The organism is Paractinoplanes toevensis (assembly GCF_018332695.1).
Taxonomy (GTDB): domain Bacteria; phylum Actinomycetota; class Actinomycetes; order Mycobacteriales; family Micromonosporaceae; genus Actinoplanes; species Actinoplanes toevensis.
In genome coordinates this window covers 85,652-98,494 of the sequence record NZ_BOQN01000062.1, presented here as the reverse complement: position 1 = coordinate 98,494, position 12,843 = coordinate 85,652, and the positions used below count along the sequence as shown (strand labels likewise).

11 protein-coding genes and 1 tRNA gene are annotated in these 12,843 nt (G+C 66.5%); 7 read left to right on the top strand and 5 right to left on the bottom strand.

From position 1 onward, the window contains the following. Position 1: 1 nt before the first annotated feature. Positions 2–718, top strand: a complete 717-nt coding sequence (locus tag Ato02nite_RS24145) for a TIGR03943 family putative permease subunit (protein WP_213008877.1) — start codon at positions 2–4, stop codon at positions 716–718. A gap of 4 nt (positions 719–722) precedes the next feature. Here Ato02nite_RS24145 and Ato02nite_RS24140 read toward each other — a convergent pair whose 3' ends face one another. After that, on the bottom strand, positions 723–1,394 hold the full coding sequence (locus Ato02nite_RS24140) for an enoyl-CoA hydratase-related protein (protein WP_213008876.1): 672 nt from the start codon (positions 1,392–1,394) through the stop codon (positions 723–725). Between the two features lie 114 nt (positions 1,395–1,508). On the opposite strand from Ato02nite_RS24140, the gene cmk reads away from it, so the two are divergent. The 6 genes from cmk (at position 1,509) to Ato02nite_RS24110 (ending at position 6,040) form a co-directional block, all read left to right on the top strand. Further along, positions 1,509–2,186 carry a (d)CMP kinase gene (gene cmk / locus Ato02nite_RS24135; RefSeq protein ID WP_246607359.1) on the top strand — a complete coding sequence of 226 codons (678 nt, stop codon included), beginning with the start codon at positions 1,509–1,511 and terminating at the stop codon, positions 2,184–2,186. Next, positions 2,187–3,575, top strand: a complete 1,389-nt coding sequence (gene der / locus Ato02nite_RS24130; RefSeq protein WP_213008875.1) for a ribosome biogenesis GTPase Der — start codon at positions 2,187–2,189, stop codon at positions 3,573–3,575. A 50-nt stretch (positions 3,576–3,625) separates the two neighbouring features. Continuing rightward, a tRNA-Pro gene (locus Ato02nite_RS24125) sits at positions 3,626–3,702 on the top strand. 169 nt (positions 3,703–3,871) lie between these two features. After that, complete coding sequence (locus Ato02nite_RS24120) at positions 3,872–4,999, top strand: site-specific integrase (protein WP_213008874.1); 1,128 nt, start codon at positions 3,872–3,874, stop codon at positions 4,997–4,999. A 185-nt stretch (positions 5,000–5,184) separates the two neighbouring features. Then, on the top strand, positions 5,185–5,412 hold the full coding sequence (locus Ato02nite_RS24115; RefSeq protein ID WP_246607358.1) for a helix-turn-helix transcriptional regulator: 228 nt from the start codon (positions 5,185–5,187) through the stop codon (positions 5,410–5,412). Then, positions 5,405–6,040, top strand: a complete 636-nt coding sequence (locus Ato02nite_RS24110) for a hypothetical protein (RefSeq protein WP_213008872.1) — start codon at positions 5,405–5,407, stop codon at positions 6,038–6,040. The genes Ato02nite_RS24115 and Ato02nite_RS24110 overlap by 8 nt, the downstream gene beginning before the upstream one ends. Positions 6,041–6,069: 29 nt before the next feature. On the opposite strand, the gene Ato02nite_RS24105 is transcribed toward Ato02nite_RS24110, so the two are convergent. From Ato02nite_RS24105 to Ato02nite_RS24090, 4 genes are all read right to left on the bottom strand, one after another. Then, entirely contained in the window at positions 6,070–6,354 is a 285-nt protein-coding gene (locus Ato02nite_RS24105) for a helix-turn-helix domain-containing protein (protein ID WP_213008871.1), read from the bottom strand. Between the two features lie 934 nt (positions 6,355–7,288). Next, a complete protein-coding gene (locus Ato02nite_RS24100; protein ID WP_213008870.1) occupies positions 7,289–7,972 on the bottom strand; it encodes a hypothetical protein in 684 nt (227 codons plus the stop codon). Positions 7,973–9,036: 1,064 nt separating this feature from the next. Further along, a complete protein-coding gene (locus Ato02nite_RS24095) occupies positions 9,037–10,377 on the bottom strand; it encodes an NAD(P)/FAD-dependent oxidoreductase (RefSeq protein WP_213008869.1) in 1,341 nt (446 codons plus the stop codon). A 507-nt stretch (positions 10,378–10,884) separates the two neighbouring features. Beyond that, on the bottom strand, positions 10,885–12,465 hold the full coding sequence (locus Ato02nite_RS24090) for a GGDEF domain-containing protein (RefSeq protein ID WP_213008868.1): 1,581 nt from the start codon (positions 12,463–12,465) through the stop codon (positions 10,885–10,887). Between the last annotated feature and the right edge of the window lie 378 nt (positions 12,466–12,843).

Below are 12,843 nucleotides of genomic sequence, written 5' to 3'. Positions count from 1 at the left end.
GATGAACCGGCGCATCCAGGGCATCCTGCTGCTGCTTCTCGGCGGTGCGGTCGTGAAGATCAGCATCAACGGCACCTACCTGCGGTACGTGAAGGCCGGCCTCCGGCCGCTGCTGATCGTCGCCGGTGTGCTGCTGGTCGCCGTCGCGGTGGTCACCCTGTGGCAGGAACTCCGGCCGGGCGCTCGGGCGCACGACGGCCACGACGACGACGGCCACGGTCATCACCAGTCGCGGATCGGGTGGCTGCTCCTGCTGCCCGCGCTGGGCCTGCTGCTGGTCTCGCCGAAGCCGCTGAGCTCCTTCGCCGCCGCCAAGTCCGGAACCGTCACGGTCTCCGCCGAGTCGGACTATCCGCCGCTGCCGGCGGGCGACCCGGCCCAGGTTCCCCTTCTTCAGTACGCGGCCCGCGCCCTGCTGGACGGCGGCCGGAGCCTGACCGGGCGCACCGTCGAGCTCACCGGGTTCATCACCGGTGGACCGGACGGCCGGCCCGCGCTGGCCCGCATCGTGTTGAACTGCTGCGCCGCCGACGGCCGGCCGATCAAGGTCGCGCTGACCGGGCAGGCGCCGGCCGGGCTCGCCGACGGCACCTGGGTGCGGGCCGTCGGCCGGTACAGCACCGAGGTGGGCAAGGACCCACTGAACAAGGCGGACATCGCCTACCTCGAGGTCGTGTCGTGGCAGGAGATCCCGGCGCCTTCCCAGCCGTACGAGTAGGGGTTTACGACCGGGGTTCGGACTCGGCCTGCAGCGCGGCGAGCACGGAGGCGTACGCCCGGGTCTTGATGGTTTGCAGTGCCGGTCCGGCCTTGGCAACGTGGGCGGTGGCGAGGGCGATCGCCCGGTCCCGGATCTCGGGTTCGGGGAGGGCTTCGTCGACGATCTGGTGGGCGTACGCCTCCTCGCCGCCGAATCGCCGGGCCGTGACCATCGCCAGGTGGGCGGTCTGCGGCGTCAGCCGCGACTGGATGAGCGCGTTCATGCCCACCGTGAAGGGGATGTTGATGTCGGCCTCGGGCAGGCACCAGAATCCGCGGTCCGCGCGCATCACCCGGAAATCGTGGCAAAGCGACAGCATCGCCCCGGCCGCGAAGGTGTGGCCCTGCAGGGCCGCCACGGTGATCATGGGCAGGCTGAGCACGCGGGCGAGGAGTTTGTGAACGCTTGCGGTGTACGCCGGGAATTGCTCAGGGTTCTCCATCAGCCATTCGAGATCGAGACCGTTGGACCAGATCTTCCCGCTCGCGGTGGTCACCAGCGCCTTCGGATCGTCGGCCTTCTCCACCTCGTCCAGCAGGGCGTTCACGCTGGTCAGCCAGTCGGGGTGCAAGCGGTTCTCGCCGTCGCCCAGATCGAGGACGAAGACGGCGTCGTGGCGGTCGAGCGTAGGCATGTCGACTCCCTCCGTGGTTACTGACCGGTAACATACCCTAGTTAGTCGATGCGCGGACGGACGGGCACAATGGGAGGGTTGCTTTTTACAGGTGGGCGAAACTCTGGAGGAACGGTGGCGGAAGAAGTGCGGCCCGAGAAGTGCGTAGTGGCCGTCGACGGGCCCTCCGGCTCGGGCAAGTCCACCGTCTCCCGGCGCCTGGCCTCCGCCCTCGACGGCGTCTACCTCGACACCGGCGCCATGTACCGAGCCGTGACCTGGGCAGTCCTGCAAGCCGGAGTCGACCTCACGGATCCCGACGCGATCACGAAGATCGCACTGGAGACCGAACTGTCGATCGGCACCGACCCGCTCGCGCCGCACTTCGCGGCCAACGGCACCAATGTCGACGCACCCATCCGCGGGCCCGAGGTCACCGGGGCCGTCTCCGCGGTTGCGGCCGTCCCCGCCGTACGCAAGCAGTTGGTCGCCCTCCAGCAGGCCATCATCGCCGGCCACCCGCGCATCGTCGTCGAGGGCCGTGACATCGCCTCGGTCGTCGCCCCGACCGCAGACCTGAAGGTATATTTGACCGCTTCCGCCGCCGCCCGCGCGGCCCGGCGCAGCGCGGAAGACGCTTCTGACGTCGCCGCCACCGAGGCTTCTCTCGCCCGTCGAGACAAGCTCGACTCCTCTCGTGCCGTCGACCCGCTGCGGGTCGCCTCCGATGCCATCGAGGTCGACACGACCGGCATGGGCATCGACGAGGTTGTCGCCTATTTGTTGAAGCTTCTGAATTCCAAAGGTGTCTAAGTGAGTGAGCTCCCCGTCGCCGACCTCGACGCATCTTCGTCGTCGCTCGGCCCGGTTCCCGTGGTCGCCGTCGTAGGCCGCCCCAACGTGGGCAAGTCGACGCTGGTCAACCGCATCATCGGCCGCCGCCAGGCGGTCGTCGAAGACGTGCCCGGAGTGACCCGGGACCGCGTGCCCTACGACGCCCAATGGAACGGACGACGCTTCACGGTCGTCGACACCGGCGGCTGGGAGCCGGACGCCAAGGATCGCGCCGCCGCCATCGCCGCCCAGGCCGAGATCGCCGTGCAGACCGCCGACGTCGTCGTCTTCGTCGTCGACGTGACGGTCGGCGCAACCGACGTGGACGAAGCCGCCGTTCGCATGCTCCGCCGATCGCACAAACCGGTCATTCTGGTCGCCAACAAAGCAGACAATCAGAACCTCGAGCTGGAGGCTGTCTCCCTCTGGTCCCTGGGGCTGGGGGAGCCGCACACGATCTCCGCCCTGCACGGGCGCGGGTCGGGCGACCTGCTCGACGACATCCTCAACGCGCTGCCGTCGCCGCCGCCGATCATCGAGGACGGGCCGCGCGGCCCCCGCCGGGTCGCCCTCGTCGGCCGGCCCAACGTCGGTAAGTCGTCGCTGCTGAACAAGGTCTCCAAGGAAGAGCGCGCGGTCGTCGACTCCGTCGCCGGCACCACCGTCGACCCGGTCGACAGCCTGGTGGAGATGGACGGCGAGATCTGGCAGTTCGTCGACACCGCCGGGCTCCGCAAAAGAGTCAACCAGGCTTCCGGTACGGAGTACTACGCGTCCCTCCGCACGGCCGGCGCCGTCGAAGCCGCCGAGGTCGCGGTCGTGCTGCTCGACGCCGGAGAGGTCATCTCCGAGCAGGACCAGCGGGTGCTGAGCCAGGTGGTCGAGGCCGGGCGGGCGCTGGTGATCGCCTTCAACAAGTGGGACCTGGTCGATGAGGACCGGCGGTTCTACCTCGACAAGGAGATCGACCGGGAGCTGAAGCGGATCCCGTGGGCCGTGCGGGTCAACATCTCCGCCAAGACCGGGCGGGCTGTGGACAAGCTTGCGCCCGCTATCCGCCGGGCCCTCGCCTCGTGGGAGCAGCGGGTGCCTACCGGGGCCCTGAACCAGTGGATCACCGCGCTGGCCCAGGCCACACCGCACCCCGTTCGGGGTGGGCGGGCTCCCCGGATCCTGTTCGCCACGCAAGCGGGGGTGGCGCCGCCTCGGTTCGTGCTGTTCACCACCGGGCCGCTTGACGCTGGGTACCTTCGGTTCATCGAACGCAAGCTCCGGGAGGAGTTCGGGTTCGAGGGGTCGCCGATCGAGGTGTCCGTGAAGCCGCGGAAGAAGCTCGGGCCGGGGGGTCGCGGGAAAGCCCATGGCTAGGGGTTGGTAGGGTGTAGAGGTTGCCGCGCGGTGAGGTTACCGGGTGGCATCGGGCTGTAGCGCAGCTTGGTAGCGCACTTGACTGGGGGTCAAGGGGTCGCAGGTTCAAATCCTGTCAGCCCGACCAGCTTTTTCAAGCCGTTGACGAGGACGAAAGTCCTGGTCAACGGCTTTTTCAATGGACGAACGTCGCTCGACCAAGATCGCTCTAGTGGATCTTGTGGTCACAGGCGTGGTCACAGACGGGCCTACCGTGGATGAGGTCAGCTCAACTCTGTGACCACAGGGACGTCCCAATGACCATCGGCTCGTACCAAACCTCCACCAAGACGCTGTGGTACTTCGTCATCGACCTGCCGCCCGGCGACGACGGCAAGCGCCGCCAGCACAAGCGACGAGGATTCGCCACTGAAACCGCAGCCGAGAAAGCGGAATCCGAAGCGCGCAAGGCCTTTGGTGAGGCCGCCATCGGCGCGGACGGCAGTGTCGCCGCCGAGCTCTCCGGCTGGCTCTCGGAGCGGGAACTCGACGTCGAAGAAACCACTCTGGACAACTACCGCAACCTGTTCCGGATGTACGTGATTCCGCACATCGGCGGCCGGCAGCTCTACAGCCTTGACAAGCGGGTCGTCCAGGACATGTACAAGACGCTGGTGAAAGAGGGCGGTGCGGGCAAGAAGCCGCTGTCGGAGACGACTGTTCGGACCGTGCATCGGGTGCTGATGAAAGCGTTCAAAGATCTGGGCATCGACCTCGGAGCGGTGCGGCAACCCCGCCCGGCTCAACGGGAGGATCATGGTCGCAAGGGTGTGTGGACGCCGAAGGAGTCGAAGCAGTTCCTGAAATTCCATCGCGACTCTCGCCTGTACGCGGCGTGGGCGCTCGCCGTGGTCGCGGGAACCCGCCGCGGGGAGATCGCGGGCCTGCGCTGGTCCAAGGTCGATCTCGAAAATGGGATCGTCTACATCCACATTCAGCGCACGATCTGTGGCAACAAGGTGATCGAGAAGTCGCCAAAGGGCAAGAGCCGGCGTCCCATCGCGATCGGGCCGGCGATGGTGCGTGTGCTGCGTGAGCACAAGGCTCGCCAGGACGAGGAGAAGGCGGTCGCCGGACTGCTGTATCACGACTACGGCTACGTCTTCCCCCGAGAGGACGGCGAACCCTACTACCCGCGCTACTTCACCGATCGCTGGGAAGACGCCTGTACCGCCGCCGAGGTCCCGGTGATTGTGCTGCACGACGCCCGGCACACCTCGGCGACAGCCGGTGCCGACGCCGGTGTACCCGAACACGTCATGCAGAAGAGGCTCGGTCACGCTGACGCTCGCACCACCCGCGAGGTCTACACCCACGTCCTGCCGGAAAGCGAACGCAAGGCCGCCGAGTTGATGGACTCAGCGTTGGACGACGAGGCGGCGTGAGCCGCTACCCAGGGCTCGTACGAGCTGTGGGGACCACGGGGGACCACCGGAGCCAACTGTCGTCGATCGCGGCCGTGTGATGACCTTGTGGGGTGCGATGGCGGCAGAACGAAACGCGGGGCGCCGGCCGATAAGCCTGCCCGCGGACCTGTCGAGGTTGCGTGGAGCGCCGCGAGGAGGAACCTGTGTCCAAACGTGTCTGGACAGTGGCGGAGGTCCGCAAGCTCGGGCTTGCGACCGACGTCGAAACAGCGGCCTCGGTCCTGGGCATCGGGCGGACCACCGCCTACAGACTCGCTCGCAATGGCACCTTCCCGGTCCCCGTGCTGCGAGTCGGCAAGCGTTACGTCATTTCGGTCGAGAACCTCCTCACCATTCTCGGCATCTCCGAACAGGAGCACCCCGATGACTGACAACCATGACGAGTCCATCGACTGGCGCGTCAGAACCATCCACGACGCCTCGTCCATACGGGCCTTCAACGAGGCCACCTTCGACGACACTGATGGGTCAGGCGATCTGGGAAGACTGGCCGCCGGCGCTTTGATCGTCGCGACGACGATCGTCATCGACGAACTCTTCATGGACATCGAGATGCTGGCCGTGGGCGGCGACACCGCGCCCGGCGACCGTCGCGACTTCCTGGTCCTGGCCGACCTGCCGGAGCGCTTCGCGTCACGCTACGACGCTCGTTTTGCCCGCAGCTTCCTCGTCGCGACGGTAGCGGTCACCGCCCGGCTGTCTTTGGACTGCTGGTCCGCGCCGGCCTCCGTCGGCGAGGCGCTGGCTCTGAGCTTGGTCGTGGAGCGCGCCCGGAACCTTCTCGTGGAGCACGAGATCGTCGATGCGGAAGCTGCCGGCGAACTTTACAAGGGCTTCGAGGACGCAGCGTTCGACGACCTCGATCACCAATGGCTTTACCACCCGCAATCCGACGGCGTCGTCAACACCTTCGGTGCCGCCGCGTCCGATGTCATCGCTTGGTTCGAACAGAACGAGGAGGCCGACGGCTGCATTCATCCCTACTCGACCGCGCAATAGTGCCGGTGATCTGCCCGGGCGTGGTCAGTTCAACGCTGGCTATCGGTTAACCCGCGGCGCTTGAGTCGTCGCATTATCCGCTCAAGATCACGATCAGCTTCTTTCTCAACAGACTTCACCTCACGACTCGCCAACAAACGCAGCAACAGATCATGGGTGAAAAAGCGATGCCGAGCGAGACGAACATGTTCCACCCGCTCGGCGCGACACTCATCGGCAAGCCATCTCGCCGACACACCAAGAAGCGCCGCAGCCTCGTCGACCGTGTACCGCATCTTTGGTGCACTCTCGGATGCGGCGGTCGCGCTACCCATTACCGCGACATTAGCGATACATGCCCGAAGGAACTTCTCGAGATCTCCAATGCCAAGCTCGGCAGCGAGTTTGTGCACCGTAGCGTCCCGCCGGCTACGCGGCCGTCCAGAAGGGTTCACCATGATAATGACGATAAAGAGTCGGAAACGCGCCGATGGGCTGTTACTGTAATTGCCAAGGGCCGGCGGTCGACCCCCACACTGCCAGTGTGGTGCGTGTTGGAGCGCCTCCGCTCGCCGGTAGCGAACGCGATCAAATCCAACATACTCGAAATGGCGATTCGCGCGGAAGGCAAGCTAACCAACGCCACTAGAATGGTTACACGGCGTGGCTGTCGGGCTGGTCTGTCTCGCGTTGGCACTGCTCGCCATAAGGGCAACTCCGGGCGAGCGGCTTCCGTCTGGCAGGTCTGCTGGGGCGTGGCATGCTTGGCGCCTCCGTGCCTTGGTTGCTGTCCGCCGTCGTCGCCGCTGCTCTACTCAGGGGCAAACGTGTGCGCCGTCGCGACCTGATCCCGCTCGGCACTTATCCGATCGTCGGCGCCCTGCTCACCGGGATACTCACGCAAGACGGCTGACCACCGCCGCCAAGCCAGGCATACCTCGCCGTCCGGACGTCGCGGTCCGTCAGCACTACTTCCATCGGGTGTGGGCCGCGACCGCTTTCGCCCGCCAACGACCCTGGCCGACGCCTGGCGGGCAAACCGACAACACCTCCGCCGGGCGGCAGGCCGGGTGAGTTCGAGTCGGCGTGGTGCTAGTTGCGCCGTGGTCGGCGGCCGGGTGCCGGCGGGCGGTTGCGGGTACAGCGCCCGCCGGCTGGTCAAGAGTACGAGAGGCCGCTCGGGCGTCCTCAGGTAGCGATGGTGTTCCTCCGTGGTCTGACCAGCGGGGAAGGGCTCCGGCTGTTGGCCGACTGCCTGGTTCTCGGTGGTCAGTTTTGGGCGGTCGGGTCCTTCTTCTTGTGGCGCCGAATCCAGCCTTGTGCGGTGTGGCGGGGTACGCCGTAGTGATCGGCGATCGCCGCAGCGGTGCCGGCCTGGCGGTACACGGCGGGGAAGTCGTCGGGCATCCTGCGGTAAACCCGCTCCGCATTACCACCCGCGGCGGCTGCGGCTGGTTGTTCGGCTGGTCGCCTGCGCGGTGAGCCTTTTCTCGGAGCCGACCGGCTCCGACCGCGAGGCGTGCCGCTTGAGGGTGGCTGCGCACTCTCGGCGGCCGGGGTCGTGCCGGCCTTCCGTCGGCTGGCCCGTTTCGCGGGCGCCGCGTCCGGTGCGTGCTCGGTGGTTTCCCTGGGGTTGGACTGCGCGGGCGCCGTTGCGGTGGTCGCTGGGGACTCGTCGGCCGTTACGTCGGTGTTCGCGGGCACCGGGTGCGGTGCCGTTTGCGGCACGGTCGCGGGGTCGGTGGTGATCGCGGCGGGGGTGGGCGTGGGGCCGGAAACGGCTTGCAGGAGCAGTCCGACGTCCACGCTGGGCAGCTGAGCGCCGGTCAGTCCGGCCGGGGCGTGCATGTGCACGCTGGTGATCCGCGTCTGTCCGGTGGAGGTGTCCACGGTCAGGGTCGTGCTGTTACCGCTGTCGTCGTCGGGGGTGATGGTGATGCTGTAGGAATTCACGTCGTCCCTCAGGTCCTGATGTCACGCCGATCGGCACGACAGGCCGGCCTCCTGCAAGGTGCCCGTATCCTGCGCCGTCGGTTCCGATGAAGATCGCCAATGTAACTGGGACCGTGACATCAGCAACAAGCCAGCCCTGCCGGGGCTACCGGCAACGTGGCCGCTATCTTGACGCATTACGAGCCGTCGGGGCCGAGACGGGCAGCCTCACCACCGAGCTGCGCATCGCGCTCGGGCCGGCGCTGACCGGCGCTCGGCGACCGAGAACAGAAGCTCATCAGCCCGCGCTTCGACAGCAACCTCACCTAGACCGAGATCGTTGAGCAGGTCGGCGTCTCTCAGATGCACGTGTCGCGCTGCTCACCAAGGCGCTGGCGAAACTACGCCGACAGACGGACGACGCGTGACCCCGTGCCGCGCAGGCGTAGGTTCAACCCGGCGGCCTGACCGGCCAGTCGTATGGTGCCTGCCGAAGATTACCGCCACCACCGGGCATCGCGGCCCTCATGTCCCATGGAACCCGCCCCGGTCGTACCCAAGGCGGTGTCCGGGTTCGCTGCCTTCTCTTGACGGCCGCCGCCGAGCTGTTCCTAGACGAGATAATGACCGCGCTTGAGTGAGGGACCGATCGTCGTCGGTGAGCGGGCGTCGCCTGCCGGCACCACCGCGCCGAGTGTCGGTAGAACCTGCTGTTCGACGGATTCACCATCCACGCCAACCGGTAGGTCGCAGTCAAGATTTTGAACGCCAAACGGCAAACGCGCTCCTAGTCTGCGGCTGACGAAATGGGCCGCAGCATCCGCGGGCTTCCTGAATACTAATCGCATGCACTGCCGCGCCGGACGGAATCTGGAGCCGGCGGCCTGAAACGAGAGCCCCTCACGCCCCCACTCATACTGCGCTCACCTGAGGCGGCAGCAGGATCGGCGGCATGTTCGTGGCCGCTGGGGGAGATCGGGCCGTGCTCAGATCCGTAGCTTCCCGCAGCGCCGTTACCGGTGCGGCATCGCCGATAGCCGGCGGCAGCGGCCAGTCGCCGGTCGGCGGCTGGCCGTCGTCGAGGCTTAATTCTGCGACTTACTATCGGCTGGCTCGCGCCGTAAGCCGTTGGTCAGCACCGAAAGGACAAAAGAAGGCCGACTCAGCTGATCAGGGTGCGCGATCAGCCAGCTAACCTCGTCGAGTTGCTGCCGCACCTTCACGCTTCGTTGCGAGGCGGTCAGCATCAGATTTCCGAACCGGGCAAGCATCGGATAATGACGCGGACGCAGGTGTGCCAGGTGCGGCTGGGCCATGTCCGCGATTCTCAACGGCTGCCATGCGGCGTCGACGACAGTTCGCACGGACCGGAAGTACTCGAGAGCCGGTCGATCCAGGTCAGGCCCTGCTTGCAGGTACGCCGCCAGAGCCGAAGCCTGCAGGGCCGCGCTGGTCATTCCTTGGCCATAGACGGGATTGAACGACGACACCGCGTCACCCAGCGAAACGAGCCGGGCCGGATGCTCCGCGACGGTATCGAAGTCGCGGCGGCGGCTATCGGCAAGATGATAGGAGACCGGTTCACCTATAACGGATCCATCCTGCAGAGCCTCGGCGAACGGTGGTGGGTAGGCGCGCGTGGCACGATCGCGGAGGTCGGCGAGGTCGCGAGTCGGTCGGTCGGTGTCGTAGCCCGCGAGGACCACCATGCGCTTTCCGTTCTCGGTCAGGATAACGGCGCCGTCGAGCCCGGTGGCGGCCCCTTGAGGCGCGCCGTGAAAGCCCACGAACGGCGGAAGTGCGTCCGGATTCGCCGCCTGTATCACCGTGGTGACGTAGTTCGTCTTAATCGGAATTCGCTCGAGCTTGGGCACTGGAACCCCTGCCGCCGTCAACCATTCCGTCAGCCTGCTGCCACGACCCATAGCATCGACTACGAAATCCGCGCCCACGCGGAGTTCCCCAACAACGGCGCCAGCGGGTTCATAGGTCACTCCGGTGACGCGGCCAGCCTCGATGTGGATGCCCGTCGCTCGGCCATGGATCGTCGAGACGTTCGGCAGCTGTTCGACGCGGCGACGCAGCAGATACTCCAGCCTTGGTCGCGTCATCAACAATGTGACGTCCTGGCCGTCGGCCCTTCTCGGTATGGCCGACCGTGGCCGGTCGCCCATGTACATGCGCATGGTGGCATTCATGGACACTTCCACCGCGCCGGCCGCTACTGCTTCTGGTGAGAAGTCGGGGAACCACCGGTCGAGCTGGATGCGGCCTCCTGGCAGAAGGGCGTGCACTTGGCCGCCTTGCGGTACGCCAGGCCGAGGATTGGCGCCATCGGCGGTGTCACGCTCGATGATCAGCACCTCGTCGGCGTAGTCGCTGAGCACGCGAGCGGCGAACAGTCCAGCGATGCTGCCGCCGAGCACCAAGGCTCGTCGCATGAGGCGTTGCCGTGTTTGGGGCGGCGATGTTGTAGCGATACGCGTGAAAATAGACGACTTAGACATAAGGCTGAACTCCGCGTGGATATCGGCCGTAGACGTGCTTGGCCGCTGGTCGCAATCGATCTAGACGTCGTGCGAACGCACCGGCAGTTCAACAGTCAGCCTCCGGCCGTCGAAACAGCCGCCCCCTCTGGTCCGGTCGTCGGCCGGTTGACGAGCGCAGGGTGCTGCGCAGCGTCTTGTCCGCCCTGTTGACTCGCATCTGGGGGAGTGGCTGGCGGGCGAGCTCAGCTTCGGCTGCGGGATGACTTGCTGGTTTCGCTTGCGGGGCTGGAACGACGCTGGGGTGCGGCAGGGTGTGCACGAGGTCTCGCCGGTGCAACTGGGCGCCGCGGCGAGCTGGGCTCGTACATCGTTGTCCGAGGCGTTGTGGCGCTGGTAGACCCATCCTGGCCTTGAGACTGATCCCTGCGTTAAACCGAGGGCAGCTCAGGTACGGAGAGGTTCGCCGCTTGATGCGACTTCGGACAGGTCGACGCCGAGTTGCCCGTAGCGATGCCGGTTGTCGGCCTTCTGCCGGTACATGGCGGTGTCGGCGTCGTGAAGGAGCTCGGCCCCACTTTGCCCGTCGCGGCCGGTGGCGACACCAACGCTCGCGCCAACCCGAATTTCGCAGCCGCGTATGGTCATCGGCTGCCGTATTTCGGTGGCAAGCGCCACCGCCAGGGTCTGAGCCTCTGCAGCGGTGAGGGGTCCGGCGGTGAGCACGGCGAACTCGTCGCCGCCAAGACGGGCTACCAGGTCACCGGGGCCGGCGAATGCGCGCAACCTCGCGGCGACTGAAACCAGCACAGCGTCACCAGCAGCGTGGCCGTAATTGTCGTTGATGGGCTTGAAGCCGTCCAGGTCGATCAGCAGCACCGCGCGTCTGCCGCCGTGGTCGTCCAGGTGGCGCTGAAAGAACGCCCGGTTTGCCAGGCCGGTCAGCGTGTCATGGAACGCGAGGTGTTCCAACTCGGCGGCGAGCCGGTCCCGAGCGGCGAGCGACATGTGTAGCTCGGCGACTTTGGCGTCAAGCAGTTCCAATAGGTGGGCGTTGTCCGCGAATGCCACCAGCTGTCGCGCGACTACGAGCGCTGAGCTGATTGCCGAGCCTGCCACAACGATCCAGGTGGGCCTCTGCCATCCGTCAACGGCCAGGACACCGATCAGCAAGGCGAAGGTGCCGGCCACGGCGGCGTAGGGAAGTAGGCTGTACGGTCGGCGGCTGGACTGTGACGGATTCGGCCGGCCGGAGCGCGTGCGCAGGTGCTCGACGCGGGCCGCGGCGGCCAATGCCGCCACAGCGATGATTGTGGCGCCCTGCTGCCAGGGAATGTGGCCTTGGGCGACCAGCCACGGGCGGAAGCCGGTGGCGGCTCCTTCGAAGGCGGCGGAAAGTGACATCAGTGTGCCCGCGAGCGGGGTGAACGGCTTGACGGGCATCAAAAGCAGTTTGATCAGGGCGAATACCGCCACCATGTAGATCGCGGGACCCAACAGCAGGGAGAAGATGCGGCCTGCCCCGGCAATGCCTGCCTCGCCCGCGGTCGCGGTGAAGTAGCAGCCGAGAGTTGCCGCGAACACCAGCACGGTCGCGGCGTCAAGCAGGAACCGAACCCGCTCGTGTCGCGTGCCCAGTCGTAGGGGCATGGCAAGCAAGGCAACGACCATGCAGAGCGTGCCGGCCAATACGCCGACGCTGTAGACGGGTCCTCCGAGCGCTGAGGCGGTGCTTTCCGGAGCCCGAAGGAACATTGCAAACTGCCAGATGTCGCTGACTAGGAAGATCGTCGTGGCGAGGCTGACCGAGCCCCACATTCGCCGCTCGACGGTGGTGTTGTGCGGGTTGCGCCGGATGCGGAACCCGTTGAGCGCTGCGACGCCGCACAGGGCCGTCAGCGTTGGCCAGGTCACCGCGTTGATGACCTGTCCTGTGTCCGTTGCCGCGGTCACCGAGGCGGCCAGGACCACGAGGCCGATCATGGCCAGCACAGGGTCACGGCGCAGCGGCGATCGCAGGGCGTTCACGGTGAAGTATTCGGCCGGATAAGACGGTAGATGAGAGCCTGGCGACCAGGACTGTGGTGTACCGGCCGCGGTGAGCTGCCAAGACGTCGCCGACATCGTGGATACGCAGCCGGCGAGTGTGTCGACACCCCGCCGGGTCGGCGGTAGATCGTAGGACCGAAAACCACGCTGCAGGCAACGGCTGTAGGGCTACGCGACCGGATCTGAGTTTATCGAAAGCGCGGTGAAGTAGACCTGACAAATGCTGGCGAGACCCGAGAAGTGGCAGCCCGTCGGGCCCAGGGGTCGCTCCGCATTTGACTTGCAGCTTCTGAGAGGGCATGTCCTGCGGTTCGCGGCGCCCCCTCGCCCGGCCGATGTGCTGAGGCTAACTCGGTT

What these genes read in the sequence shown, in the direction of transcription:
- Ato02nite_RS24145 (WP_213008877.1), top strand. Translation starts at nt 2, where the DNA reads ATGAACCGGCGCATCCAGGGCATCCTGCTGCTGCTTCTCGGCGGTGCG.
- Ato02nite_RS24140 (WP_213008876.1), bottom strand. Translation starts at nt 1,394, where the DNA reads ATGCCTACGCTCGACCGCCACGACGCCGTCTTCGTCCTCGATCTGGGC.
- Ato02nite_RS24120 (WP_213008874.1), top strand. Translation starts at nt 3,872, where the DNA reads ATGACCATCGGCTCGTACCAAACCTCCACCAAGACGCTGTGGTACTTC.
- Ato02nite_RS24110 (WP_213008872.1), top strand. Translation starts at nt 5,405, where the DNA reads ATGACTGACAACCATGACGAGTCCATCGACTGGCGCGTCAGAACCATC.
- Ato02nite_RS24105 (WP_213008871.1), bottom strand. Translation starts at nt 6,354, where the DNA reads ATGGGTAGCGCGACCGCCGCATCCGAGAGTGCACCAAAGATGCGGTAC.